The sequence below is a fragment of the Bacillus sp. AFS031507 genome (assembly GCF_002584635.1).
In the GTDB taxonomy this organism is placed as follows: Bacteria; Bacillota; Bacilli; order Bacillales; family Cytobacillaceae; genus Neobacillus.
In genome coordinates, this window is record NZ_NUOW01000007.1 from 195,519 (window position 1) to 222,351 (window position 26,833).

The 26,833-nt window shown below is 39.3% G+C and carries 28 protein-coding genes; 16 read left to right on the forward strand and 12 right to left on the reverse strand.

Features of this window, described 5'->3' with window-relative positions; all coding sequences use genetic code 11:
* Nucleotides 1–165: 165 nt before the first annotated feature.
* Nucleotides 166–3,108: a DEAD/DEAH box helicase gene (locus tag COE25_RS09565; RefSeq protein ID WP_088090127.1), complete on the reverse strand. Its 2,943-nt coding sequence runs from the start codon at nucleotides 3,106–3,108 to the stop codon at nucleotides 166–168.
* 679 nt (nucleotides 3,109–3,787) lie between these two features.
* Between COE25_RS09565 and COE25_RS09580 the strand changes: the two genes are divergently transcribed.
* Entirely contained in the window at nucleotides 3,788–4,693 is a 906-nt protein-coding gene (locus tag COE25_RS09580) for a PdaC/SigV domain-containing protein (RefSeq protein WP_098932442.1), read from the forward strand.
* Between the two features lie 116 nt (nucleotides 4,694–4,809).
* On the opposite strand, the gene COE25_RS09585 is transcribed toward COE25_RS09580, so the two are convergent.
* A complete protein-coding gene (locus COE25_RS09585) occupies nucleotides 4,810–6,441 on the reverse strand; it encodes an SWIM zinc finger family protein (RefSeq protein ID WP_098932443.1) in 1,632 nt (543 codons plus the stop codon).
* Between the two features lie 438 nt (nucleotides 6,442–6,879).
* On the opposite strand from COE25_RS09585, the gene COE25_RS09590 reads away from it, so the two are divergent.
* Entirely contained in the window at nucleotides 6,880–7,059 is a 180-nt protein-coding gene (locus tag COE25_RS09590) for a hypothetical protein (RefSeq protein ID WP_098932444.1), read from the forward strand.
* Nucleotides 7,060–7,328: 269 nt separating this feature from the next.
* On the opposite strand, the gene COE25_RS30665 is transcribed toward COE25_RS09590, so the two are convergent.
* The 7 genes from COE25_RS30665 to COE25_RS09620 all read right to left on the reverse strand — a co-directional run bounded on the left by COE25_RS30665 (nucleotide 7,329) and on the right by COE25_RS09620 (nucleotide 12,660).
* Entirely contained in the window at nucleotides 7,329–7,466 is a 138-nt protein-coding gene (locus tag COE25_RS30665; protein WP_168240856.1) for a hypothetical protein, read from the reverse strand.
* 209 nt (nucleotides 7,467–7,675) lie between these two features.
* Complete coding sequence (locus COE25_RS09595; protein WP_088090124.1) at nucleotides 7,676–8,317, reverse strand: cupin domain-containing protein; 642 nt, start codon at nucleotides 8,315–8,317, stop codon at nucleotides 7,676–7,678.
* 141 nt (nucleotides 8,318–8,458) lie between these two features.
* Nucleotides 8,459–8,968: a CBO0543 family protein gene (locus tag COE25_RS32240; protein WP_373605348.1), complete on the reverse strand. Its 510-nt coding sequence runs from the start codon at nucleotides 8,966–8,968 to the stop codon at nucleotides 8,459–8,461.
* 264 nt (nucleotides 8,969–9,232) lie between these two features.
* Nucleotides 9,233–10,987: an alkaline phosphatase D family protein gene (locus COE25_RS09605; protein WP_098932446.1), complete on the reverse strand. Its 1,755-nt coding sequence runs from the start codon at nucleotides 10,985–10,987 to the stop codon at nucleotides 9,233–9,235.
* A 489-nt stretch (nucleotides 10,988–11,476) separates the two neighbouring features.
* Entirely contained in the window at nucleotides 11,477–11,686 is a 210-nt protein-coding gene (locus COE25_RS09610; RefSeq protein ID WP_098932447.1) for a hypothetical protein, read from the reverse strand.
* A 239-nt stretch (nucleotides 11,687–11,925) separates the two neighbouring features.
* The gene (locus COE25_RS09615; protein WP_142354464.1) at nucleotides 11,926–12,150 is read right to left on the reverse strand and encodes a hypothetical protein; all 225 of its coding nucleotides are present in this window, start codon (nucleotides 12,148–12,150) and stop codon (nucleotides 11,926–11,928) included.
* Nucleotides 12,151–12,231: 81 nt separating this feature from the next.
* Nucleotides 12,232–12,660 carry a hypothetical protein gene (locus COE25_RS09620; protein WP_098932449.1) on the reverse strand — a complete coding sequence of 143 codons (429 nt, stop codon included), beginning with the start codon at nucleotides 12,658–12,660 and terminating at the stop codon, nucleotides 12,232–12,234.
* Nucleotides 12,661–12,957: 297 nt separating this feature from the next.
* On the opposite strand from COE25_RS09620, the gene COE25_RS09625 reads away from it, so the two are divergent.
* A complete protein-coding gene (locus COE25_RS09625) occupies nucleotides 12,958–14,202 on the forward strand; it encodes a LysM peptidoglycan-binding domain-containing protein (RefSeq protein ID WP_180247470.1) in 1,245 nt (414 codons plus the stop codon).
* A 96-nt stretch (nucleotides 14,203–14,298) separates the two neighbouring features.
* Here the strand turns inward: COE25_RS09625 and COE25_RS09630 are convergent, their stop codons facing one another.
* A complete protein-coding gene (locus tag COE25_RS09630; protein WP_098932451.1) occupies nucleotides 14,299–14,916 on the reverse strand; it encodes a DUF47 domain-containing protein in 618 nt (205 codons plus the stop codon).
* 328 nt (nucleotides 14,917–15,244) lie between these two features.
* On the opposite strand from COE25_RS09630, the gene COE25_RS09635 reads away from it, so the two are divergent.
* Nucleotides 15,245–15,373, forward strand: coding sequence for a YjcZ family sporulation protein (locus COE25_RS09635; RefSeq protein ID WP_098932452.1), 129 nt, complete (start codon nucleotides 15,245–15,247; stop codon nucleotides 15,371–15,373).
* A 478-nt stretch (nucleotides 15,374–15,851) separates the two neighbouring features.
* Nucleotides 15,852–16,088 (forward strand): hypothetical protein, encoded by a 237-nt coding sequence (locus COE25_RS09640; protein ID WP_088090115.1) that lies wholly within the window; start codon nucleotides 15,852–15,854, stop codon nucleotides 16,086–16,088.
* Nucleotides 16,089–16,208: 120 nt separating this feature from the next.
* On the opposite strand, the gene COE25_RS09645 is transcribed toward COE25_RS09640, so the two are convergent.
* Both COE25_RS09645 and COE25_RS09650 read right to left on the reverse strand, forming a co-directional pair.
* Nucleotides 16,209–16,721 (reverse strand): DoxX family membrane protein, encoded by a 513-nt coding sequence (locus COE25_RS09645; protein ID WP_098932453.1) that lies wholly within the window; start codon nucleotides 16,719–16,721, stop codon nucleotides 16,209–16,211.
* 212 nt (nucleotides 16,722–16,933) lie between these two features.
* Nucleotides 16,934–17,473 carry a transcriptional regulator gene (locus COE25_RS09650; RefSeq protein ID WP_088090618.1) on the reverse strand — a complete coding sequence of 180 codons (540 nt, stop codon included), beginning with the start codon at nucleotides 17,471–17,473 and terminating at the stop codon, nucleotides 16,934–16,936.
* A 124-nt stretch (nucleotides 17,474–17,597) separates the two neighbouring features.
* Here COE25_RS09650 and COE25_RS09655 point away from each other — a divergent pair, with 124 nt between their 5' ends.
* From COE25_RS09655 to COE25_RS09705, 11 genes are all read left to right on the forward strand, one after another.
* A complete protein-coding gene (locus tag COE25_RS09655; RefSeq protein WP_098932527.1) occupies nucleotides 17,598–17,837 on the forward strand; it encodes a PLD nuclease N-terminal domain-containing protein in 240 nt (79 codons plus the stop codon).
* Complete coding sequence (locus tag COE25_RS09660) at nucleotides 17,834–18,733, forward strand: ABC transporter ATP-binding protein (RefSeq protein WP_098932454.1); 900 nt, start codon at nucleotides 17,834–17,836, stop codon at nucleotides 18,731–18,733. Before COE25_RS09655 ends, COE25_RS09660 begins: the two co-directional genes overlap by 4 nt.
* A gap of 2 nt (nucleotides 18,734–18,735) precedes the next feature.
* Nucleotides 18,736–19,524 carry an ABC transporter permease gene (locus tag COE25_RS09665; RefSeq protein WP_098932455.1) on the forward strand — a complete coding sequence of 263 codons (789 nt, stop codon included), beginning with the start codon at nucleotides 18,736–18,738 and terminating at the stop codon, nucleotides 19,522–19,524.
* 335 nt (nucleotides 19,525–19,859) lie between these two features.
* Nucleotides 19,860–20,972: an ABC transporter substrate-binding protein gene (locus COE25_RS09670; protein ID WP_088090111.1), complete on the forward strand. Its 1,113-nt coding sequence runs from the start codon at nucleotides 19,860–19,862 to the stop codon at nucleotides 20,970–20,972.
* Nucleotides 20,962–21,795: an alkaline phosphatase family protein gene (locus tag COE25_RS09675; RefSeq protein ID WP_098932456.1), complete on the forward strand. Its 834-nt coding sequence runs from the start codon at nucleotides 20,962–20,964 to the stop codon at nucleotides 21,793–21,795. The genes COE25_RS09670 and COE25_RS09675 overlap by 11 nt, the downstream gene beginning before the upstream one ends.
* Before the next feature lie 109 nt (nucleotides 21,796–21,904).
* Entirely contained in the window at nucleotides 21,905–22,759 is an 855-nt protein-coding gene (locus COE25_RS09680; RefSeq protein ID WP_088090109.1) for an ABC transporter permease, read from the forward strand.
* Nucleotides 22,756–23,628, forward strand: coding sequence for an ABC transporter permease (locus tag COE25_RS09685; protein ID WP_098932457.1), 873 nt, complete (start codon nucleotides 22,756–22,758; stop codon nucleotides 23,626–23,628). The genes COE25_RS09680 and COE25_RS09685 overlap by 4 nt, the downstream gene beginning before the upstream one ends.
* Nucleotides 23,628–24,641, forward strand: a complete 1,014-nt coding sequence (locus COE25_RS09690; protein ID WP_098932458.1) for an ABC transporter ATP-binding protein — start codon at nucleotides 23,628–23,630, stop codon at nucleotides 24,639–24,641. Before COE25_RS09685 ends, COE25_RS09690 begins: the two co-directional genes overlap by 1 nt.
* Before the next feature lie 27 nt (nucleotides 24,642–24,668).
* On the forward strand, nucleotides 24,669–25,451 hold the full coding sequence (locus COE25_RS09695; RefSeq protein ID WP_098932459.1) for a DeoR/GlpR family DNA-binding transcription regulator: 783 nt from the start codon (nucleotides 24,669–24,671) through the stop codon (nucleotides 25,449–25,451).
* Nucleotides 25,452–25,583: 132 nt separating this feature from the next.
* The gene (locus COE25_RS09700) at nucleotides 25,584–26,453 is read left to right on the forward strand and encodes a Cof-type HAD-IIB family hydrolase (RefSeq protein ID WP_098932460.1); all 870 of its coding nucleotides are present in this window, start codon (nucleotides 25,584–25,586) and stop codon (nucleotides 26,451–26,453) included.
* Nucleotides 26,454–26,485: 32 nt separating this feature from the next.
* The gene (locus COE25_RS09705) at nucleotides 26,486–26,815 is read left to right on the forward strand and encodes a DMT family transporter (RefSeq protein WP_098932461.1); all 330 of its coding nucleotides are present in this window, start codon (nucleotides 26,486–26,488) and stop codon (nucleotides 26,813–26,815) included.
* The last annotated feature ends 18 nt before the right edge of the window (nucleotides 26,816–26,833 follow it).

A 26,833-nucleotide genomic window follows, 5' to 3' on the forward strand; every position in this document is an offset into this window, starting at 1 on the left:
AAAAAGAGGCGCCTATCAACAAATGGGGGAATATAAGTGAAACAACGAAAAAACGCTCAGAGTGGTAATCTCTGAGCGTTTTTTTCATTGTATGTTTTTTGGGTCTATACGATGGTGCCTGACACCATTACCATCACAGGCACCATCATTACACGAAAAACCACGTTACCCTAGATACACCAAATCTTTCAGCTCATCCGTCGATAACTCGGTGATCCAGTTCTCACTCTGGATAATTTGGTCATTCAAGAATTGCTTCTTCTCTAGCATCGCATCGATTTTCTCCTCGAGGGTACCCGTGCAAATCATCTTGTGCACATGAACGAAGCGCGATTGACCGATCCGGTAGGCACGGTCGGTGGCCTGGTTCTCAACAGCCGGATTCCACCAGCGGTCGTAGTGGATGACGTGATTAGCCGCCGTCAGATTCAGCCCGGTTCCGCCTGCTTTCAATGACAGCAAGAACACAGGAAACTCCTGATTCTGGAATCGCTCAATCATCTCGTCACGCTTCACTTTCGGCACACTTCCGTTCAAGAAAGGCACCTCAATGCCAAACTTCTTCTTCAATGTGCTCCGAATCATTTCGCCCATTTCGATATATTGGGTGAATATTAGACAGCTTTCGCCCTGCTCCAAAACGGCATCAATTAATTCAACAAGTTTCTCAAGCTTATTCGAACGCTCCAGCAGCTCGCGCCCAGCCGATTTTTCTTTCAGATAGAGGGCAGGGTGGTTGCACAACTGCTTCAATCTACTTAACATTTGTAAAATTAACCCCTTGCGCTCAAAGCCTGTCAGTTTTTCAATTTCTGCAAACGTGTCATGGATGAGCTGTTCGTACAACGACGCCTGCTCAGCGGTGAGCGGGCAATATTCCTTTTGCTCCAGCTTGTCAGGGAGGTTAAGGGCAACCTCTTCATCCTTTTTCGTGCGACGCAGCAAGAACGGCCGGATCAACGCTTGCAGTTGCTGAACCTTGTCTTTCTTCTCATCTTTTTCAATCGGAATCACGAACTTTTTCTGGAATTGGCCCAAACTGCCAAGATAGCCATGATTGGTAAAATCAAAGATCGACCACAGCTCCGATAAACGGTTTTCCATCGGTGTTCCTGTCAGCGCGATGTGATGACGGCCGCGCAGCCTGCGAACTGCCTTTGACTGTTTTGTCTGGGCATTCTTAATGTTTTGCGCCTCATCAATCGCAATCGAACTCCAAATCAGCGACTCAAACTCCGCCAAATCGATGTGGCTCAGGCCATACGAAGTCAAAACAATATCGGCATCTTTTGCCTTCTCCGCAAAAGCTTCCTCTTTCAGACGGTTGGACCCGTAATGCAAATACACCTTCATCTCCGGTGCAAAGCGCTCCAGCTCCTTCTGCCAGTTTCCAAGTACAGAAGTCGGGCAAATAATCAACGCAGCCTTGGTTGGAACTTTAACTGCAGACGCATCCTCATCCTTCTTGCGGCGTTTTTTCGCCTCAGTTTGGGTGTCAGGCACCACAGCCAATTCATCCCCGACCACATCTTTCACCTTCAAAAGGTAAGAGATCAGCTGAACGGTTTTACCGAGACCCATGTCATCGGCGAGGCAGGCGCCAAATCCGTACTGGCGCAAGAACCAGAGCCAGCTCATGCCGAGCTGCTGGTAAGGACGGAGCTCACCCTGCAAACCAGAAGGGACGTCCTCGAGCGGAATTTCGTGGACTTCCGCCAGCTGTTTGATCATTTGCTTCCATTGGCGGTTCAACTCAATTTGAATCTTCGCAAATGCCTTTGGATTATCCAGTTCATCCTCGGTCGCATCCGACTCCAACAATTCCTGTTCCAGCAAATCACGGACATGCAGGCCCTCTTTTTCAGCACGTTTCATCATATCTTGTATTTGTCGAATAAACTGCGGGTCAAGCTTCACCCAACGGCCGCGGATGAAGACCAGCCGCCGTTTTTCCTCGACAAGTTTCCCAAACTCATCTTCGGACAAGTCGACACCATTCATCGAAAAGCGCCAGTTAAAATCGAGCATAGCCTGAAGCCCGACGAATGACGGCCGGTGACTTGAGCCACCCTTCAGCGAAGCTTTCACTTTTAGATTGGCATTTTTCATCGCCTGCCACCAAGAAGGGAGGAGAATTTCGACATCCAACGCCACCAGCGTCTCACTCGCCTCCGTCAAAAACATCCACGCTTCTTCCTCGCTCAGATGCGTTTTAAAATAACCGTCTTCACCCAACCACGGAATCAATCGCACCCAGCGATCCCGCTCGCGGTCAACTTTTTCTAAAAATGGACGCCACTTCGCTGGGATCTTGGTGGTCCCATCCACATCATAAACCTCATCGACGTTTTTCTTTCCTCGTATAAATAGATCCAGACTCCACGCACCTTCGCCATCAACCGGCTCATCTAAGCGCAGCCCAATCGTAAACGGTGTGTCGCTTTCCTTAATTCCGACCCATTCCAGCCAGCTTTCTTCATCAAAATAGCGAGCGAGCTCGCCGCCGGAAATATTTTGCTTCCGGAGCAAATCAAGCTTCGGTCCGAATAGCTCCTTCATTGCTGAATTCCGCGTCAAATAGCCATCGAGGGCATCGTTGTACAAAGCTGAGATATAGTTTTTGGTCGTCCCAAGTTCATGGCCTATCAGTTCGTCGACGGCTTGCTCGGGCTCCTCAATCCTTTGTTCCCAAAACGATGGGTCAAACTCATCCTTCACGCGTTCAGGAAGCTTCCAACGGAAATCCCCGTGCTCCCAAACCGAAAAGTCCGGCAGCCAATCCTTCTCGACGATGCCTTCATACAGCGAATGGGCGGCCGCCAGACAAATCTCAGATTGCTCATTCCAATCCCATTCGATATAGCGATTAAACGACTCCTTAGCAAAAAGCGAAACCAGATGCCAGCCGCTCACCACCACACCCTCGACGTCGTTCACCGTCTCTGTCTCAAGGAGCGTACCAAAGAAGCTTTCCTCATGACTGCTGAAAACGAGATTCTTCCATCTAGACGGGCTCATCACATGACCCCGCTCATCCTCCGCAGTAAGAAGAAAGCGACCTTCCCCTAATTTAGTTGTCAGCAATTTCATAAACCTTGTTTTAAGCATCGATCCAAAACTCCTTTATTGGGGGAGAGAACAAAGTCAGATGGAAATTTCCAGAAAATGTCTAATTGCACAAAACCCCTTAAAAATGGCACAAAAGCCCCCTGAAATGGCACAAAACCTTATTAAAATGGCACAAAACCTTATTAAAATGGCACAAAACCCATCCAAAATAGCACAAAACAAATTTCACCTAAAAATAAACAAGCCACAATACCAGTCAACCTAGCTAATTCTAACCAAATGTCCGCTCCGTATGGACAAAATCAATAAAGTGTCCATGAGCGGTGCCTGACACCATAAATAACACCATAAATGACACCAAAAATAACAATCTAAATTACTCCATAAAAATCCATATCCTCTATTATACCCAAAAAAGTGTGGTTAGAGGAGGGCGAGGCTTGAAGTTCTTCCGTAAGTAGTATATTTGTACGTGGTTTGTTGTTAAAAAAGGTAACTTAAAAGTAGTCCCCGGCAGGGATCCATCCCCTAATAAGTGCTGGTTCTCCATAATCGGAAAGATAATGACCTGAGAAAGGAAACCGCCAGTAGTAACATAAAACGAATAAATTGGCATATAATTGATGGCGAAATCTAGTTTCATCTGGACCCACCAATGGAAGCTTCAGCTTTGATTTTTTATTGTATTAATTAAGGGCATAAAACGAGGAGATCGTATATGGGAAAGAAGAATCTCATGATAACGCTATTAATATTTTTACTTCTGTTGTTAACCTCTTGCAGCCAAGGGGATAAAACGAAAACGGGTGGTGACGCACAACCGGAGCCAGCAACTGAAAATCCAAACGAAAAACCTGCTGAAAAACCGGATGCTAAGCCCGATACCAAACCCGATGACACCGAAAAACCTGACACCAACCCCGGCGTAAAGCCCGCCGAACCACCCGACAACAATAGCAGCCCTACCAATCCAAGTCCATCCAGTAATCCCTACGAAATAACAAAAACAAACTACACAGAAAACAACATCAAAATAAACTATCCCCAACTCAAGAAATCAAGCGATCAGCAAAAGGAGAAAACCATTAACGAACTAATAAAAAATGAAGCCATCAAAGTGTTAAACTATTACCTGCCCGAGGTTCAAGACCTAACCCTCGAAATCAATTATGAAATCAAATCCAAAAGTCCCAGCCTGCTGAGCATTCAATACACAGGAGTGGGGTACATGAACGGTGCAGCCCATCCCAATAATCATTACTATACAACCAATATCGACATCGAAACGGGAACTATTCTAAAATTAAAAGACATGGTCAATATTGATGAAAATTTTGTCGGAGATCTCAAGAAAAACGCAAAATCCATGAAGCCTGAACACCAAGGCATCCTGAACAGCATACACCCAAGCGACCTACTAAACATGCTCACAAACGCCGATTCACTCGACAATATCGGTACCGAAAATCAGTCCGACACCTTTAGCTATTTCACCAGCGACTCCCTCGGAATTAGCATTCCCGTCAGCCATGCAGAAGGGGACCATGCAGAATTCGAAATCACCTATCAGGCCATAGCCCAAAACATACACTCGTTATTGTTACTTAGCCTGCTTCAACGGTAACTATCCCAGTTCAAATTTACATTCGAACGAACCTGCACCGCCGCCCCATGGTAAAAATAACAAAAATAAAAGGTGCCACGAGAATTGGCACCTTTTGCTCTATCAAGAAAAAACCATCAACCCTCAATCAACTTACTCCGCTTACACTCCTCATGAAACGCCCGCAGACGCTTTGTCCGCTCCATCAACGTATCCAAGAAATACTCCCAGTCATCTACCCGTTTCAGCTTCTTATACAGCGTACGAAGCTTCTTCAAGTGCCGTACCGCCATCCGGTAACTCGCCCGGTTCTTCTGATCAATCTCACGCTGCGCCGTCTGATGCAGCATCGCCAACAGCACCTCAGGCCGCTCCTTCTCCACAAGCTTCAAACGGTCCTTCGGCAACTCATAATAATCCAAGCCCACAAACGCCTGCAGTTCACCCCAGCGGTCATACTGCCCGCGCTCAAACAGCACAAACTCATAATCCCCAAAACTAAAGGGGAGCATCGAAAGCATCGCCCGCTCATACAAATCCACCCGGTCACTCTCCGCGCAATAAGGCGCCACCGCCCGCAGCGCATTCCGCACAAACGTCGCACAACTATGATAACCGCCAAGCCACTCCAAATAGCCCTTCACTTTTTGCAAAAACAACTCAATTACCGGGCCAACCCGCTTCCACGCCTTCAGCCCCGACAAATACTCAATCCAATACACCAAATAAGGTGCAATCTCCTCATCGCCAAACGGACCCGTCAACTTCAACGCCGCCTCATCATCGCCAAGCAAGAAATTCAAATGAATCCCTGCTAGCAGCAGCGACGCAGGGCTCTCCCAATCCTTCAGCCCCTTCATCCGCGACTGAATCTTCACCAGCTCTTCCTCACGCCACGCCTTCTTCTTGAAAAAATGAATCCACAACAACCGATACAAGAATATCCGTTCATACGCCAAACCCTGCGTACACGTCAACAGCTCAAACGTATCCTCCCGTAACTTATCGACAAACTCATCAAAATCAAACGGCAGCGACTGCACGCCAATCTTCATCGAGAGCTCCTCCGCATCATCCATCAAATTATGGAACAAATGCAAATAAGCCCGCTTAACCATATCCTCATCATGCCCAAGCTGCTCACTCAGTCGAGCCAGCTTCCGAAACGAAACCACAATCCCAACCAACTCATACAGCAAACGCCATTCCTGCTCAACCGGCGCACTTGCATGAATTCGGCGCTCATAAATCCCAAACAACTCCGGAATCACATACGGACTCGTATACTTCTTCGTTGCCAGCAGCGTATCAAAACTCACCTCAAACGAATGAACCCAACGCCCATAATCCGGCTTCGACACCCCATTCGCCTTAATCAAATCCTTCGCCGTCTGCAGCCCCCAGTCCGAAACCGCCTTCGACTCACGCATCGGCTCCCGCCACTCAGCGACCCAATCCGCCACACTGCCAACCCGAGAATAAGCACTCAAAAACACCGCCATCTGATGACGGCAAAACCCCTCAGTCGGGCACGAGCACTCACTCTGCGACAAAAACTCAAAATTCAACTTCACATAACAAGGCGTCACATCCTGGACCGTCGCCGTAATCTGCTCATTCCATATCTGTAACTGCTTCACCAGCCCTTGCCGGTACAGCATCAAACCCTTCTGAACCAGCTTCGCATCCTCCGTCACCGTCGGGTGCAGCAATTCCCGCACCTGATCCCCAAAAAGCTCAATCCGTTCACTTGCAGGCGTCGACTCCAAAGCCACAACCCCCTCCAAAAAATCCATATTCCACTATTATACCCAAAAAATCACCCAAAGAGGAAGGCAAGCCTCAATCCAAAACACATTTTTGAAAAATGAACCCAAAAACGCCCTCGCCGAATAAGAAAAGTTTGCGAAAACTCCATCGCACCGCAATTCATCTCAAAGCAATTATCGTGGTGCCTGACACCAATACTCCTTCCAGCGTCGTGGTGCCTGACACCAATACTCCTTCCAGCGTCGTGGTGCCTGACACCAAAGTTCAGACTGTGGCAGGGTTTTAATAAAAAAAGGTAACTTTAATGGTTTTAGGTTTTGAAATTAGACTGGTCGAATGGAAAAAGTAGAAAAAAAGTTACCTGAGCCAGTCGGGCGCCTGGCTTTTTGGGGAGTTTGAGGTTGAATGGAGGGAGAGTGGATAGTAAATAGGGGAAAATGGACAGTAAGTTGATAGAAGTGGCCAGTAAAAATCAAAGATGGACAGTAAAGTTAAAGAAGTGGACAGTAAACTATGAAAAGTGGACAGTGAACCATGGAATGAATCCACTGGTTGCCAGTATAAATCCGGAAATCGGTGGAATCTCTGACCAAACTGGCGGAATCCCAACTCCGTAGGGGACTCCAAACCTAAAATGACCCTAATCTAGGCAGAATTCTTCTTAAAAAAGGCAACTAAAAAGGGGTTTGGCGGAATAGTAGCCAAAGTTGGCGGAATCCCATCGCAGTTTGGCGGAATAACTCCACAAATCAGCGGAATTCCTCCACTAATCGGCGGAATCCACAATTTGGAGGTTTGCCAGAATAAAATCCAAAAATGCCTGAAACCCCATTCTCATCCCCCAACACAGTAAAATAAACACACAAAAAAAGCCACTCCTCACAAATTAAGGGGTTGGCTCGATCTTCGTACCTTCATTTTTTGTCAAACTAGAAAAATATTCAAACAAACTGGTAAGATAGCTGTTAAGCTCAAAACCTTCCTCACTCGCAAACTCTGACAATAACAACCTATTCTCCTTCACCCTCATAACCCCCTCGAATATGGAACTATCATCATTATTGCCAAACTATCACTCTCTTATACCAGTAAACTTGAGTAGGGGTATGCCCAAAGCAAAAAAATCTAACTACATCATTAGTTAGATCAGCCCATCTATAAAAACATTTAAAGACCCCTTCAAGATTCGAAGCGGTCTTCGTCCCAGTTATGGTTGTAATGGTCTCTCTGCTATCACCGATATCGATGATACTGAGGAGCGTATGGTGTTTGTGGGTATTGTGGATATTGGGGCTGTTGATACGGTTGATGTACATTTTGATGAGGTATATTTTCTCTTGCTTTGTTGCAGTCCTTGTATGGACCTATATATGTTGAGGGTTTTACAGGTGCAGTTACTTGTTTCCATTGAGTTTCATCAAGACAATAGGTATGCGACATGATGTTTGCAGGAGTAAATTTTAAAATGTCAGATCCTAAAATTACTTCTGGAGTTGGTGCATTAAAAATAGCCAATAGATGAGTGTTATCAACCGCAGCTACTTCATAATGCCACCAACCTTGAGGAACGTTCGCCACTTGTCCAGGAGTAATCGTGTAATTGAGTATCTGTTTTGTAAAGGGGTTCAGGATGGATACTGTAGCAGTACCTGAAATACAATAGACTAGCTCGGCTGCATTTTGGTGATAGTGCGGTTCTACAACATTATTAGTACTTAGGAAAATGTCCAGCAGAGACACATTTTCCAGTGTATTCAACTGTTTAATACCTAATACATTAATATAGTTTTGGTTATCTTTTATGAACAGGGGGCTTTTGTTTACGTCAAAAGTGTATTGAGTTGATGGAGATGTATAATCCATATAGGAAGCCATTAATTTCTTCACCTCTTATTAGGTATCAAAATAAACATATAGGCATGTTATGCACCTACAATAAGTTCGGTGTGATTAAGTATTAAATTTTTATAAAGTCTGAAATCAACGGTAAAAATCTTTTTTCGTTGTTTACTTGTGTTAAGGCAACGGAACATGAAAATAAATGACAAAAAAAGCTGTCAATAAAAAAGAAACCAACCAAGCTGGAATCGGCTTAAGGTAATGAAATCTCAACATAATAACCCACAAGAAATTAAAGGCGATTGACCACCAGAAGTTCCAACCGTTATGATAGGTGATTTTTCCACCAATAAACATTATCCCTTCGATACAAACAAGAATTACTCCCGATATGAGTAAATACATTATTTGATTCTTCCAATTTTTAGGTAAATAGGACAAAAATAGTATGACAATACATGGAAAATTGATAAAGGTTTGAATTAATACTGAAAAGGCATGGTTTAATAAAAAATCAGGTTCCAACTTCCATAGAAAATATTTTCCGTTAACAAAGAAGCTATATAATAAATTATTTACAATCAGGTATAAAATAGTGGGATAATATTTTCTCCAATTTTTTAGATCTCCAAATTTCCAGCAGCAAAGTACCAGAGTTAGGCACAAAAAAACACGCAATAGGAACACCCAATTTCAACAGTTTTTATTTTAAAATTTACCAAAAAGCTTAAAATTATTACTATTGTCTCTTCAACTGACAGGTGCAAAAAAATCCCATTCTTTCACTATCTTTGAATCAATACCGTAAAAATTTCTTATTTCAAAGTTTGAATCTTTGTACGCTAGGAATAACTACGATATTATGACTCAAAATAAAAAGGATACAAAATAGACGATTCTATTTTGTATCCTTCTTATTAAAAGCCTGCTGTTCTACAGGTATGATCTTAATTAATTTGGAACGGCTTCGCGTTTGCGCTTTTTCTCCATTTGGATTTCATGCGCACGTTCGTGGGCTTTGTGGCGGTCTTCTTCGACTTCTGCAGACATTTTGATACCCATAGGCACCGTGGTGGCTGCAATTTCCTTTATCCCTTTCTGGTCTTTCTCATAAACAAATGACGCTCTTGTTGAAATATCTGCTCCCGGCTCAGTTACGAATGGAACGACACGGTAATCTGCACGCCATTGTTGCGGAGTGACCTGGCAGCGAACGTAACCGCGGTAATTATTAAAGAATTTGATGTGCGGGTTATCAGCTAAAGTTTTGGCTGTGTCTGCACGCAAATCCGATCCGTTTCCTCCTGTCGTAATCGATGTACCCACAAACTCTGCTCCAAAAATCGGAGCGTCTGGATTGTTGTAATCCGTTGTCAGGTTAGAAGCCCAGCTTGCATGGACATCTCCAGTAATGACGATTACGTTGTTGATGTTATGCCCAGCGACGAAATCCGTAACGCGCTCTCGTGCGGCCGGATAGCCATCCCATGAATCCATGCTGTATTTCGGAGCCGTGCTGCTACCGGATTTGCGCTGCGCAAAGAAAATCTGCTGGGCAAGGACGTTCCAATGAGATTTCGAGTTTCCTAGATTGCCAAGCAGCCATTTTTCTTGTTCAGTTCCAAGAAGAGTGCGCTTTGGATCCAAGGATTCCGGTGTATGAGCTTTCGTTCCATCACCATTCGCCTGGTCATCACGGTACTGGCGTGTATCAAGAACATAGAAGTTCGCCAAATCACCATACGTGAAATCCCTGTATAATTGCATGCCTCCGTCGTGCGGCAATGACGACCTGCGAAGCGGCATGTGCTCGTAATAAGCCTGGTAAGCAGCGGCACGGCGCTTGATAAACTCTTCAACAGACTGGTCTTTTTCTGGAATGACATTTGCGTAGTTGTTTTCCACTTCATGGTCATCCCATGTAACAACCCACGGGAATGCAGCGTGTGCAGCCTTTAGATGTTCATCTGAACGATATTGGGCATGGCGAGTGCGGTAATCTTCAAGCGCGATAATTTCATCGCCTTTGTGGGCACGGACATTGCCTGTGGGAGAAAGATACTCGTTCGTACCGTATTCATATATGTAATCGCCAACGTGGAACACAAGATCGAGATCTTCTTTCGCCATATGCTTGTATGCAGTATAATACCCGTGTTCATACTGCTGGCAGGAAGCGAATGCGAACGTCATGCTTGCTACACTGGCACCTGCGGCAGGAAGGGTTTTTGTTTTTCCAACAGGGCTTAGTTCATTTCCGGTCTTGAAACGGTAATAATAAACCGTATTCGCCTTCAGGCCGCTCACTTCTACATGGACAGAATGGGCGAGGGCAGGAGAAGCATGTTCTGTTCCTCGTTTGATAACGCTGCGGAAGTTTTCATCTGATGCAAGCTCCCAATTGACGGGAACGATATGAGAGGGCATTCCTCCGCCATTTAACGGATCTGGAGCTAACCTTGTCCATAAAACGACACTGTCAGATTGCGGATCGCCAGAAGCAACACCAAGAGTAAAAGGATATTCGCTGAAATTCGGAGCAGCATCTACTTTAAATCCTCCCATTGATTGAGCAATAGCCAACCCTAGGGACAGCCCCGCAATCTTGCCGGCTCCATGAAGAAAGCTGCGGCGGTCAATATTCTTTTGCAAATTTTGTTCGTTAAAATTCTTAATTAATTGATCCAAAGATCTCTCATTTGTCATGCTTCATATTCCCCTCTCAGATTACATATCTTTACCACGGCTTTGATTATAAATGGGATTTATTAATTGAATATGAAGATATTGTAAATAGAAAAATAGTCTGGTAGTCGATAGACAGTTAATTTAGAATAGGACTTTCGATTTAAAAAGGGATAAAATCTATATTTTTTCCAATCAACGGCAATTTATATCTATTTTATATAGTCATTTCATACCGTTTTTTTAAATATTATCTTAATAAAAAACTTACAAACGATTATTCCGTTCGAAGATTAGGAAACTTATGACAGAAGCATCCTAATCCATTCGTTCAATAAGAAAAGCCGCCAATATGGCAGCTCCGATCTTTAACTCTTGCCACCGGTAGTTTAAAAAGGAATATTCGTCTAAACTTCCCCTTTAGTGAAATCCACTTTTATTCTCCTATAAAATAAAAATAGTGCCAACTTCTCTTTAATAGAAATTGGCACTTCGTTTATTCGCTATACGTTATCGTGTCGCTTTTGGAGGTTGGCACACGTCACATTTACGTTGGTCATTATTTTTAAATTTCGTAAATGTTTTTTCAAAGTTGCTGCCACATGCACATTTAAATAGTAACTTTTGAGAAAAACCTTGATATTCCGTCGTTAGCAACTTACTTTCTGAATGGTTCTCAACAAATTCTTTAATTTTATCAATCGTCCATCGTTTATTCATTCTATTACACCTCCATATTTTATCGCTAGGCGGAGGCTTTTCTTGGCATCCGTTCAATTCTAAGTAAAAGTAGTAATTATCCTAAGTTACTCATTATACCATGAGCTGGCACTTAATTAAACAAATGGAAGATTCTTAATAAACTAAACTGCCGTTAGTGGAATTAGAAAAGGAGTTGCAGCCGCAACCCCTTTTTCAACTATAATTTCTTGCACCTGGCAGTTAAAAAAGTCATTAAACTAATAATAAGAATAATATCCAGGATAACCATATCCATAATAAGGGGAACTGTAACCATATGGAGATAAATGATGGCCGCCCATCATTCCACCCGTAAACCCTCCCCAGAAAGGGGCGCCGAAATGTGGTCCCCCATAGTAAAAATGGTGATAAAAAGCATGAGGATGCAAGAATATCCGTCTTTTATCATTTTCATTAAACAAGAGCATTTCAGATTGATTCATTTCCAACCCATTCCTTTTTTCAATGTAGTTGTTTAGCCATGTAACAATGTAAGTCTTCAAACTTCAACAAATAAATAACAGTTATGGCAAGAACTCCTCGGTCGGTACCAATTCTTTCTTTTTTTCCTCCAGAATAATTTGCGTACCTGCATTTGATTCTAATACAAGCCCTAAGGATTGTAACCAATCTCCCAAATTGGTGATTTCTTGAGCTTCCAACGTGAGCCTTTCCTCATCCGTTAATACTTGTTTCGTCGTACCAATACTTTCTAAAAATTGGCCCATGGTTTGAATCCATGCTCCCAGTAATATTTGTCTTTCATTAGCATCCGATCGGACTTCCTCATCAATTAACATAATCTTAGATAAATAAAATGCCTCCATGATCTGACCAATAAATTGAATCCAGACGGCAACGGAGACTTGTTTTTCAAGTTGTGAAATCAGTTCCGTCTTGTCAGAATTACTATTTTCCTTGGTTTCTTTTGTATTTTCTGTTTGAGCATTCACTGTATTTCACTCCATTCTATATATACGTATGCAAATAGATAGGGGAATGCCTTTGAAAAATTTGTCATAGTGATGGAGTTAGTCTCCAGTATTTTCGTATATTTCTGAAAAACTAACGAAAATTGGGACAGAAAATGATGGAAAATGTCGAAATATACAAAGGGGAGGTATATTGTCATGGGCCACATTTAGTGTTAACCTTGATCGTCTGCCTTAATAAAAATACATAATCGTCCATTTTTCTTAAATGACAACAAATGAATGACCCTAAAACAGGAAATAGGAGAACAAGTTATTATGACAAAAGAATTATTTGAAAATGGTGAATTAACACGAATCAGGAAAGAAACCCACGGAAAAAGCAAGCCAACCAAACCTGTCCCAGAGTTCACTTCAAGGATGGAAAAACGCGAATATGATCAACGCGTCCATTATTTTGATATTCGAAATGTATTAGATGTCAAAGGATTCCTACAAGATATTCGTGCCAATTGGAATACATATGTGTCACAGGTGAACCAATGGATACAAACCAGCCCAGTAAAAAAACTTGTTGTGACGGGTATTTTTACCGTCGTCCTTAGCTTTTTTGCAAGCACATCAAATGCAGCCTTTATTCAGGAATATACCTATCAGGTAAAAAACGGTGAAAAAATCGAAGAGATTGCTGCAGCACATGGAGTAACAGCACAAGAAATAATAGAGGCCAATGGACGAACTTCCATTAACGGTAAAAAAATTCTTTTACCAAAAGTACATAACAGAACGGTTACCGCCACCACACTAAATGTTCGGTCACACCCGACGACAGAAAGCAGTGTCATCGGAAAATATATACAAGGGGATGTAGTGAAGGTCTCCTTCATAGAAAACGGCTGGGCTGGCATTCTGATCAAAGGAAGAGTTTGTTTTGTGAGTGCCAATTATCTTACCACACCAGAAGAAACGACGAAACCAGCGATCACTCAAGCCAAACCCATGTATGTAACGGCCACTTCCTTGAGAGTGAGAGACGCTGCCACTACGAGCAGTGCTGTAATAGGTACGTTACGATTAAACGATCTTGTTTCTGTCAAATCATCTATAAATGGTTGGGCTCAGATTAATTTCAAAGGCAAAGCAGCGTATGTGAGTGAAACCTATTTAACTACTAACCTGCCAGCAACAACAAAACCAAGTCCATCAGTGTATGTGGTTAAGCCCGGTGACACGTTTACAAAAATCAGTAAAGCCCTATCGATCTCGATCTCATCGATTCAAGAACTAAATCCAACCGTAGATTCAGCAAAGTTGAAAATTGGCCAAGAAATCAAAATCCCTGCCGCAACAGCAGCTGCTACGAATCAAATCAAAGTTACAGCAAATATAGGAGGGGTGGACCCTCAAGGAACGTTTCGGTTTATCACATCTAATGGGATTACGTATGCTGCCAAAGCAACAGGCAGCATGTTAAATGAATTATTTGAACATCAAGGGGAAAAAGTGACCCTAACACTTGAAGGAAAAAGGGGTCAACAAATGACTTTACTATCTATACGATAAACGTACAAAAAAAAATTAGCCTCAGGTTTGAGGCTTTTTTTCTTGGGATAAAGTGCAATATGGAGGAACAAATTACTTTCTGGAGGATGAAGTGTGTTACGCATTCTTCATAATAATGGTTTCAAACGAATTCGCCACTGCTTGACAGCAGTTCGCGATTTCTTCTAGACCTTCATAGATTTGCTTGTATTTAATAATTCGGATAGGGTCAAGTTCAGCGGTAAACAAATGTTTAATGGATGCACGCAGAATATGGTCGCAATTCGACTCAATTTCTTTGATTTTGATTGCGTGTTCTCTTATAAGAAGCAATTTCTTTGTGGAAAGCAGTTCAATCGCTGCGTCAATTTCCGCGGCACAATTTTTAATCTCATCAACAAATTGAAGCGTATAATAGTCCATTTCAATAATAGAGTACATTTCAAATAGGGCAGCTGTATGGTATAAACCGTCCAAAATATCATCCAAGCTGATGGAAAGAGCCAAAATATCTTCACGCTCAAATGGAGTGATAAAGGCATTATTTAGATCCCTAATCAGGTCATGAACCATTGCATCTCCATTTGATTCAAATTCTTTCATCGTTTCGGAAAAAATTTTAAGATCACTAACATTTTTTAACTTGTAGTCAGCAAAGTAGTTCGCACTTTCTTTTAAATTTAAAGAAATGTTATTTAAATGATTAAAGAACTTGTCTTTCTTTTTTACTGCCATTCAATAACCTCCACATGGTCCAATTAGTGTATTTTCCTGAAAAATGGTTAAAAAACCTTTATCAAAGCGCTTTTACAAGCAATTACTATAATAAATGCAACCATTGGACAAAAGTAACGGCTTACGTCCTATATCTACTCGACAAAAAATGGCCGAATGGTTTTTTTCATAATTATTTAGATTTTAAATAAATTAGCTATTCGCTACCTATAGCGGGTTTCGTAATAGGTAAAGAAGTTGTCTCGTAAAAGACCTAGTGAAAAAGCCCTTCCCAAATTTAATTTCTTAACATAGATTGTAAAGAATAATCCTAAAGGAGGGCTTTAATATGTTTGGTTATGGTGGTTGCGGTGGCTATGGCTACGGCGGTGTCGGCTGCGGCTATGGCGGCGGCTTTGCTTTAATTGTTGTATTGTTTATCTTGTTAATCATCGTAGGAGCAGTAATCTGTTTCTAAGAAAAAAAATTATTCTTAACTAAAAAAAGCCCTATAAGGGCTTTTTTGGTTGAAACTATAACTCATGAAGGTGTATGGTCCATGAATTGGTTTTGGTGAACTTTTTTTTCAGTTAGCTCAGCACTTGCCTATTCAGTTTTAATATCTTGTACATATATTATTACTACACCCAATCCAAATATTTATAAAGTCTTACCTCCAAAGAACGTTTGCTTATAAAGCAGACGTTTTTCGTATTTTTAGGCAAATCGCTGATTTTGTCTTCAGAAATGGATTCCCAATGAGATACTTCAGAGTACCAGTTGAGATTTTCCAAAGTAACTTGAAGCGAGCTGCCATTAACTAACTGGGTGCTTTGCTTCAACAAGGAGAAAAGACTTATTTTTTTAAAAGAAGTAGGATAATTCAAAAAAAAGAAGGAAACGGACGTTTATCAAAGAACTTATAGTTTATTAAAAATATTAAGGAGTGTGCTAATATGGAAAAAATACATTTTTTAGTTAGTGAATTTTTCTTTAGTATAACCTTATGTGTTGTGGCTCTGTTTTTTGCTTTAAGATCGGATGTATTTTCTATAACCGTTGTTTTTTTAGGGTTAATTGCTGGGTCACTGATTGATATGAATTTGCGTTCTATTTATAAAAATAAATCAGTAAAAATTAGTGGGTATCTTGAACATAAACAAAGAATAGTAGAAAAAGAAACAAGTATGTAATTTTCTTCTGCTAATGTAGGGCTGCCTCGGCGGATCTTTTTCTTTTTTGTACTAAAGAAGCAGGTTTATTCAACAAGTAGACCATCAACACCTCTTGTTGATGGTCTGTTCAAACAACCTTTAAGCGCTTTGAGGAAATTGTTCTTTCTCTGCTTTTTTTAAAAATAATCTTTTTAAAAACGGTATGGACCATCGATCCAAACCAATTTTTCCTGCATTTAGTCCAGCAACTAGAATAAACATTCCTAGCAAAACCATTTGTGGATTTGTACTGGTTGTTCCAGAGAACATATAAGCAAAGTTCATTGTAAGCCCCATTAGTATAGAAAATGTGGTGAAAATACCTAAAATTAATCCAAGATCTACTAAAAATTCCCCCCAAGGAACGATTACATTAAAAAGATCAACATACGGTAATGCTACCTCTTTTAAAAAATTCCCCCACCAAGGTTGAACAGCAGGGTGTTCACCAGACATATTTTTTACGGCTCCATACAAAAAGCCGCTTGCATCAAATTTTCCACTAGAGATTTTTCCCCAACCAGCATTTAACCACTGCCAACCAAGATAGAGTCGAAGTAAAGTAAGTAGCAGTGAGACAAAACGATTTTCCTTTAAAAATTTAATAAACATAATAAAGCCCCCTAAATAATTGATAATTATTATCATTGATAACGATTATCATTATCGTTTAAACTTGTATTTTAGTCAACGAGTGTAAAGTACTAAGTTTTTTGGGGTTAGATAGACCAATATCCCTATTTCCTTCTTCTTCCAACTGAGCATGTTATTTAAGAACAAATGTATTCTAGAACCATTTAGATAATGGTCAATGATAACTTCTGTTAAGCATCTGGAATAATTGTAAAAGCAATTGTTCGAACCGGCGACTCTGTTTTCTTGCTCGTAGTATTGTAGTATTTAGTCAATAAATCGTTTAATTCGTTTTGAAATTGGATAAAGTGTTCCTCATCAATCTTTAATTCCACTACAGAAAAAGCAGCAAGGTCCTCTTGGCAGTTTTGTTCTCCTAATTTCTTAAGATAATCTTGATATTGAGTCATAAGTAATAATTGATAATAGGAAAAGTAGGTTAATTTTTCCTCGTTAGAAGCCTTTTTCCATTCCTCTACGTCAATTCTTGCCTCTTCTTCATTTAAAGCATAATATTTTTCGGAAACAGATTTCACCTTTTTTTCATTAATAACGTGGATGACACCAGAATCCACCATGGTTTGAATATGCCTATATAGACTTGATTGAGGCACATCTTTAATGATTTTTACCATTTCTAAGGGTGTGAGTCCATTTTCTTTATTTCTCATTAATGCTTGGCAAATTTTCATTCTTACTGGATGCATGATAACGTCAATTTTGTTACTCACAATTTCACCTCATTCAATGTTTAATTTTAATCTCATTATAAATAATGAGAATAGCTATTGCAACACACCTGTAACTAAGTTATCATTATTAAGAATGAGAATGAGATTGAAGGGAATGATGGAAATGAAGCTGCAATATGATCTGGGTGACCTAAAGGATATTGATTTTATGGCCTTTCTACCTATAATAATGCCAGTTATTGTAGTAAGTACGATATTAATTTTAATTGCCTTAATGGATTTATACCGACATAGAAAAACAAGAAAAAATGTGCTCCCATGGGTGCTAATTATTCTATTTGCCAATACACTTGGACCAATTCTGTACTTCACCATAGGGAGAAAGGATAGTGAGAGCATATGAAATTAGAAATCAAAAATGTTACGAAAAAATTTAAAGGAAAAATTGCTGTCAATAATTTTTCGATGGAACTGAATTCAGGAGAATGTGTCGGATTAATCGGTCCGAATGGGGCAGGGAAGTCCACATTAATAAAAGTGATTTCAGATATTATCAATTCAGACTCTGGTGAAGTTTTGTTGAATGGGAAAAAAATATCGAAAATGAAAAGGGAAATTGGTTACCTACCACAGTACCCTAACTTTTTTCAATGGATGACAGCGAAAGAAACTCTTACGTTTATGGGTCAACTTTCTGGAATGCTAAAAGAAGAATTATCGAACTGGATACCTGAAATTTTAGCAAAAGTCGGACTAGAAGGTGAAGAAGACTCAAAAGTCGGCACATTTTCTGGTGGAATGAAACAGAGACTTGGTATTGCACAAGCACTATTACATAAGCCTTCACTTATTGTCATGGATGAGCCAGTATCTGCATTAGATCCAATTGGGCGAAGAGAAGTGTTAAACCTGATCGAAGAAATAAAAAAAGATACTACTATTTTATTATCAACCCATATATTAGGCGATGCAGAAGAAATATGTGAACGATTTGTAATCATTAAAAATGGAACAAAAATTGAAGATACAACAATCACTGAACTGTTGAACCGAAATAACGAAAATAAATTAAATTTAGAAATCATATCGAAGGATCAAAAATGGATTGGCATGATAAAAAAATTACCTTATGTGAAGGAAGTCGAGGTCATAGGGAATAAAGTCCAAATAAAAGTTGAAAACATCCAAAAAAACAAAAATATGCTACTGATGAATGCACTCTCTCACGACGTGGACATCGTAAAATTTGAAATCAATAATGATACTTTAGAAGAAATATTTTTAAAATTGGTGGTGTGAAATTGAATAATTTTACTGTATTAATAAAAAAAGAATTTGTTCAAATGGTACGTGATTTTAAAGTTATTTGGCTGCCGATTGTCTTTCTCTTTTTAGGGATAACTCAGCCAATAGTTACTTATTACTTGCCATCAATTTTGGAATCGTTAGGAGGAGGGACAGGCATTACAATTGATCCGAGTGTGGCAGCTCAAAAAGGAGGAGAAGTACTAGCCACCACGTTAGGGTCCCAATTTGATCAGCTTGGGATTATGATTATTGTTATCTCAATGATGGGGATTATTCAATCAGATAAATCAAATGGTATGTTGGCCTTTATCTTAACACGACCTGTTACTGTTTTTTCATATATCGGTGGAAAAATTGTATCAAATTATTTGATAATAGCTTTTAGTGTAACTATTGGATACCTTTCTTCTTATCTATACGTAAATTATCTTTTCGAAGATGTTCCATTTTTAGACATGATTGCTGCACTATTATTTTATCTTGTATGGGTTCTATATATCGTATCTTTTACAACAATGATTAGTACTATTTTTCACAGTCAAGGTATTATCGCGTTAATTTCAATTGTTTACCTTTTGGGTTGCAGAATTATCGTCGGTTTGAATCCAGCAATTGATTATGTAAATCCAGCCAGTATGAGTAAACATGCAATGGAATCTCTAATCACAGGTTCGGTAAATTTTAACGAAATAGTCAATGTACTATTAACAATTGTTTGTATTTTGCTGATACTCTTGGTAACGAATTATTGGATTGCCAATAAAAAATTTAATCATGAATAAAAACTTAGAGCTGATAAATAGCTCTATTTTTTTTTCACGGTTGATTCCATTCTCTATTTTCTGCAGACATAAAAAGTTTTCATTTCCAAAATTATTGTGTGTTTTTTTTGCCGATTTATATACCTTAATTTTTATAATCAAAAATGTCCGACTTGTTGTGGGCATTATACAAGAAAGCACCGCGTAAACGGTGCTTCATTTATGTAGTCATTTACATACTGATTTACAAAATCTTTACGTTGGATTTATGTGGAATTAACATTGTCCAATTATGATTAATCTGTAACAAACAGTAATAAACATTAAAAATTCCACACTAAATGGAGGCACTTTTTATGAATTACACATTCAAGAAGAATTGTTACAAGTCTATTCAAGCTGTGATGTTAGGAGTGAGTGTACTAGGATTAGCTGCTTGTGGAGCTACTAAAGAAGAGGCTGCTCCAGTTGTTAAGGATCCAAGTTCGTTAACCATGAAAGAAATTGAAACAAAGGCAAAAGAAGAGGGAACAATTAATAGTGTCGGTATGCCTGATTCATGGGCTAACTGGGGAGAAACGTGGAATGAAGTGATGAAAAAATATACATTGGAACACAATGATACAGATTTATCCAGTGCCGAAGAGATTGCCAAAATGGAATCTGAAGGAGAGAATGCAACAGCTGATATCGGCGATGTAGGGATTTCCTTTGGGCCAATCGCAGAACAAAAAGAATTAACGATTCCATATAAAACTTCCTATTGGGACGAGGTACCTGACTGGGCAAAAGATGACAACGGGGATTGGGTTGTTGGCTACCAAGGAACAATTGCATTCTTTACTAATAAAGAATTAGTAGATAACCCGCCAAAATCTTGGGATGACATATTAAAAGGAGATTATAAAGTAACAGTTGGAGATGTTCAGCGTGGTACACAGAACCAAATGGCCGTTCTTGCAGCCGCCATCGCTTACGGCGGTGATGAAACAAATCTCCAACCAGGAATTGACTATTTTGCTAAGCTTGCCAAGCAAGGCCGCCTTAGCTTAACTGATGCCAAGCCGGCTAACATCGAAAAAGGGGAAGTGGAAGTTGCCCTTGTTTGGGATTTCAATGCCCTTGGTTACGCTAATCAAATTAAACGTGATCAATTTGAAGTAACCATTCCTAGAGAAGGTTCAGTCGTAAGCGGCTACGCAACTATTATTAACAAATTTGCAAAGCATCCGCATGCAGCGATGGCAACTAGAGAATATATCTTAAGTGATGAAGGACAAATTAACTTAGCTAAAGGGTTTGCCCGTCCAATTCGCGATGTAGAACTTCCGAAAGAAGTAGCTGAAAAAATGGTTCCAGAAGAACAGTACAAAAATGCAAAACCAATTGAAGATTACAAAGCATGGGAAGAAACGGCTAAAAATTTACCGCAGCTTTGGCAAGAAGAGGTGTTAGTCCATGTCAAATAAAGTAATAGCAATTGTTGTTGATGGTATGAGATATGATAAAGCATGTGAGGCTCTTGGATTTATTCAACATCTAGTTGAAACAAATCAGGCGGCACTATACAAAGTAAAGTCGGAACTCCCAAGTCTTTCCCGCCCATTATATGAAGTGTTACTAACAGGTACACCGGCTTCAGTGAACGGAATTACGTCCAATCAAGCCGTTCGCTTATCTACCGAGAAAAGTCTCTTTCATCTTACGAAAGAAAACGGCTTAAGGAACGGAACGGTATCGTATTACTGGGTAAGCGAACTTTATAATCGGGCGCCATTCCATTTTATTGAAGATCGTGAGCAGGAGGATGAGTCTAAGCCGATTCAATATGGAAAATTCTATTGGGACGATGACTATCCAGATAGTCATGTGTTAATGGACGCAGAAGCCTTGCGCAGAAAGTATGACCCGCACTTTTTATATATCCATCCGCTCGGTGTAGATGTAAAAGGGGAAATTTTCGGTTCAGAATCGAAAGAATATCGTGAACAAATCTTAAAAATGGGAAGCTTGTTGGCACAACTTTTGCCAATTTGGATCAAAGAAGGTTACCACATTTTAATTACATCTGATCATGGAATGAGTGAATATGGCAACCATGGCGGCACAACTGATGGTGAGCGTGATGTACCGCTCTTTATCATTAGTCCAAAAGTTGAGCCTGGCGTCTACAGTGAAGTGGTTCCGCAATTAGCTTTTGCACCACTAGTTTGTGAACTTTTAAATATTGAGCCGTCCAAAAAAATGATTTCATATCAATTGCCAGGTCTTAAAGGAAAAATTTCCATTTAGAAAAGATACCCTCTTCAACATTAGAATGAAGGTTGACTGGAATTGGTTTAACGAACGTAATGTTAAACCAATTCCCAAATTGTTAGTGAACATAGAGGAGCGAGAAGTCTTGCGAAAAATAAAAAAACAAAAAATTTACTTATTAGCTCTTTTACTGCCATTTGTTATGCTTGTGATTGGATTTGAACTGGGGCCATTAGTGGCAATGATTAAAAATAGTTTTTATGCAGACGATGGAATTCAAGTTACGATTGATCAATATACAACCATATTTAAAAGTAAATTTTACTTACAAGCCATTCAAAATAGCCTTGTCATTTCCTTATTTGCTGCTATAACTTCTGTGATTATAGCTGTCATTGCAGCTTATTCGTTTACAAAGTTCTCACAAAAAATACAAAATCGTTTACTGATGATTGCCAATATGACGTCGAACTTTGAGGGGATTCCTCTTTCATTTTCATATATTATTTTACTTGGAAACAATGGGTTGTTTACATTGCTTTTTTCTAAGATTGGTTGGGATGTATTTGCAGATTTTAATTTATATTCATGGACAGGCCTCATTCTTGTTTATATTTATTTTCAAATTCCGCTTGCTGTTATGCTCATCTACCCGTCTTATCAAGGAATTAAGCAACAATGGAAAGAAGCCTCTTCATTATTAGGAGGGTCAACATTATCATTTTGGTTTCACATTGGGATTCCTGTTCTTTTACCTAGTATTGTAGGTACATTCAGTATTTTGTTTGCGAATGCGATGGGAGCTTACGCTACAGCCTATGCATTGGTCGGCAGCAACTATAATTTATTGTCATTGCAAATTGCCTCTCTAGTTTCTAGTGACGTTGCATTGAAGCCGCAGCTAGGCAGTGCGTTGGGAGTTCTTCTAGCAGCGACCATGATAGGGGCGATGTGGTTCAATGAACGAATGATGCGCCGCATTAGGAGGGATTTACGATGAAATCTTCATTGACTTTTCATAAAGTGATTGTGGGATTACTAGTTATGTATTTATTAATTCCACTTGTAGGAACATTATTATTCTCTATTGCCGGTAAATGGGATCATACCATTTTACCTGAGAGTTATACAATGAAATGGTATATTGAATTGTTTCAAGATGAACGGTTTTATGATGCTTTTCGAAGAACGCTGTTTTTAATTGTCATGTCTGTAGGTCTTAGTGTTGTTATTATGCTTCCGACTATTTTTATCATCACAGTATATTTCAGTAAATGGGAAGGATTGCTTCAAGCAGCAGCTATGCTTCCTTATGGAATTCCTCCCATTGTTGGAGCTGTTGGATTAATCAAGGTATATTCAGATGGACCGATTCAAATTGCCGGAACACCTTGGATTTTAATTGGTGCTTATTTCATAACCATTCTGCCGTTTATGTATCAAGGTATTCGTAACAGTCTTCGTACGCTTAATGCTGTACAGCTTGTTGATGCGGCTGAATTACTAGGTGCTACAAAATTCCAGGCGTTTCGCACAGTGGTGTTTCCAAATATTATATCTGGTATTTTAGTGTCTACCCTATTATCAGTCGCTCTTTTATTTAGTGAGTTTGCTTTTGCCAATTTGCTAGTCGGGGGCCGATTTGAAACCATCCAAATTTATCTTGCCGACAAACTAAACAGCAGCGGTCACTTAACAAGTGCAATTGTTATTACTTATTATTCAATGATTTTACTGTTAACGGGGACTGTATTAAAACTTACGTTTAGAAACGAAAAAAATCCTGTCCTGTCAAATAAGAAGCGAATTCTTTCATTTTTTAAAAAACAATACTGTCATAAAAATACTGCTTTAGAAGGTGAAAAATAATGAGCTATGTAACCATCGACAAAGTGACTAAGGGATATGAAAATCAAGTCGTTTTAAATGACATTTCTATAATATTAAAAAAAGGTGAATTTGCTACACTTCTTGGGCAAAGCGGTTGCGGAAAAAGTACATTATTACGTTCCATTGCGGGGCTTGAAGGCCTTGATGCAGGAACAATCTTAATTGACGGAAAAGATATTACTAATTTATCACCGCGTCAGCGTGAAGTCGGTATGGTATTTCAGTCTTATGCGCTTTTCCCAAATATGAGCGTTTTTGATAATATCGCGTACGGCCTTAAAATGAAGAAGGTAAAAAATGTTAAATCAAGAGTAAAAAAGATGATTGAAATGGTTGATTTAATAGGTAAAGAAGAGTCTTATCCTCATCAATTATCTGGTGGACAACAGCAAAGGGTTGCTCTTGCCCGTGCGCTTGTCATGGAGCCGAAAGTACTGCTTTTGGATGAGCCGTTAAGCGCATTGGATGCTAAAATTAGAAAAAGTTTGCAAAAAGAATTAAAGAGAATACAAAAAGAATTAGATATTACTACTATTTTTGTTACGCATGATCAGGAAGAAGCAATGACAATGTCTGATCGAATTTTTGTCATGAATAAAGGACAAGTTGTACAATCCGGTTCTCCATCAGAAATTTATACCTCTCCAGTCAATACATTTGTTGCAAAATTTATCGGAAATTACAATGTTTGTAATATGGAAGTTTTCCGTAAACTTGTTCAAAGCACAGAATTAAAAGGGAATGAAGTCGCCATTCGTCCTGAAGTTTTACAATTAGTTTCTGTTGGTGAGGATAGCTTGGATTTACAGGAGAACTGGGGCATTAAAGGGTTTATTAAAGATGTTTCCATGACAGGGAATGTTTTAAGATATGAAGTAGAAACAGAGGAGTCAGCTTTCCATGTAGACTATCTTCACCACCGAGGGAAAATGTTGGAGCAAGGAGCACGCGTTCATATTCTTGTACCGAAAAAAGAATGCATTATTTTTTAAATTATTAATGACCACGGGGGAAGAAATATGTCTATTTTGCCAGAAGAAAGAAGGAACGAAATTTTAAAAGAACTTAACAAAACGGGAAAAGTAAAAGTTATAGAATTAGTTGATCAATTTAATGTTTCAGTGGAATCAATTCGACGCGATTTGATGATATTAGAGGAAAAAGGACTTTTAAAGAGAGTTTACGGTGGAGCAATTAAAACAGTCTTTCAATTTGAGGAACCTCCATTCACACAGCGTACAACTGTGAATCAAGAAGCGAAAGTTAAGGTTGGGAAAAAAGCAGTAGAACTCATTTCTAACGGAGATGTGATTGTCATTGATGTAGGGACAACCATGCTTGAATTTGCGCAGTGTATTGAAAATAAAAAAGACATTACGATTTTAACCAATTCTCTTCCTGTGTCGTCTGTGTTGACCGAATCGCTTAATCAAAATAAGTTTACAGGACAAATTCTATTACTAGGTGGTCAAATAGATCCAAAGCAGCAATCTATATGCGGCGGTCTCACTGAACAAATGTTAAATCTATTTAATATTGATAAAGCGTTCATTTCAGCTGGTGGTGTTTCTATTCAAAGTGGGGTTAGTAATTATCATTTACATGAAACATTAGTTTCACGCAAGATGGTCGAGGTATCAAAGCAAGTTGTATTGCTAACGGATTACTCTAAAATTGGTGTCGATACATTTTGTAAAGTTTGTCCTCTAGAAAAAGTCGATGTGATTGTCTGCGAGCAACCATTTCCAGAGGAATGGAGAAATCATTCAAAATTAGAGGAAATCAATTGGATTCAAGCATAGTCAATCCATAAAAGGACATATCGAGACGGATGAGGGAGTTCTCTCTCTTTTTTGATTAGATTTTTATTGAAAGCAGGTAAAAAAACTAGAAAGAAAATTTAATAGATAGAATGGGAAAAGGAGATATATAGTATGAGTTTCATTGCGATAGATTTAGACGGAACATTATTAAACGACCAGAATGAAATTAGTGAAGAAAATATAAAGGCGATTCAATATGCCCAAGATAGAGGCTTTGAAGTAGTTATTTCAACAGGACGGGCTTATTTTGACGTTCAAACAATTTGTGAAAAAGCCGGGATTTCTCCATTTGTAATCGGGACAAATGGCGCAACCATTCATTCAAAAAGCGGAAAGTGCATTTCTTCTATTACGATAACTAAAGATCGTGTCGAATCTATTCTCCAATGGTTAGATGAACGGAATTATTATTACGAAGTGTTTACTGATAAAGCCATTTATACTCTTAAAGAGGGAAGAGAACATTTCTATAATGAGATTCAAAGTTTGAAAAGTGCTGATTTGGATACAGATATGAAAGAATTAGTTGAAATAGCGGAAAGACAATTTGATCAGTTTGGATATGTTTTAGTTGAAAACTATCATGATATCTTAAAACAGGAGGAAGAGTTTTATAATATTTTAGCATGTTCGTTTGATAAAAAGAAAGTAGAGGAAGCATGGAACCAATTCAAAAAGTTTGATGAGTTGATGGTTGTTTCATCTGCTGATCATAACATTGAAATGACTAGTAAAAGAGCTTCAAAAGGGATGTCCCTTGAAAGATTGGTTTTCATGATGAATGGCTCCTTAGATCAGGCTATGGCAATCGGGGATAGCAACAATGATTTATCCATGTTCCAGAAAGTTGGATACAGTGTAGCGATGGGAAATGCGAAAGATGTCATAAAAGCTGTTTGTTCAACGACAACCCTTAAAAATGATGAGAATGGGGTAGCTTATGCGATTTATCGATATATGGAGAACTTCGTGGTTCAATAATAAGTGTCAATGCCGAAGGAGAGAGCAATCAAATGGCATGGATCTATATCATAATGGCAGGAATTTTGGAAATTGTCTGGGTGATCGGTCTTAAATATTCACACGGATTCACCAAAATTATCCCTAGTATAGTAACGGTAGTTATTATACTCTTTAGTTTCTTTTTACTTTCAAAAGCTTTACATTCAATTCCCTTAGGAACTGGTTACGCCATTTTTACTGGACTGGGAACGGTGGGAACAGTAGTAACTGGGATGCTTTTTTGGGGAGAGACTATTAATCCACTGAAAGTATTTTTTGTAACTTTAATGATATTGGGGATAATTGGAATAAAAATTAGTCCTGCACAACCTAAACATTAATGAAAAAATATGATTTAT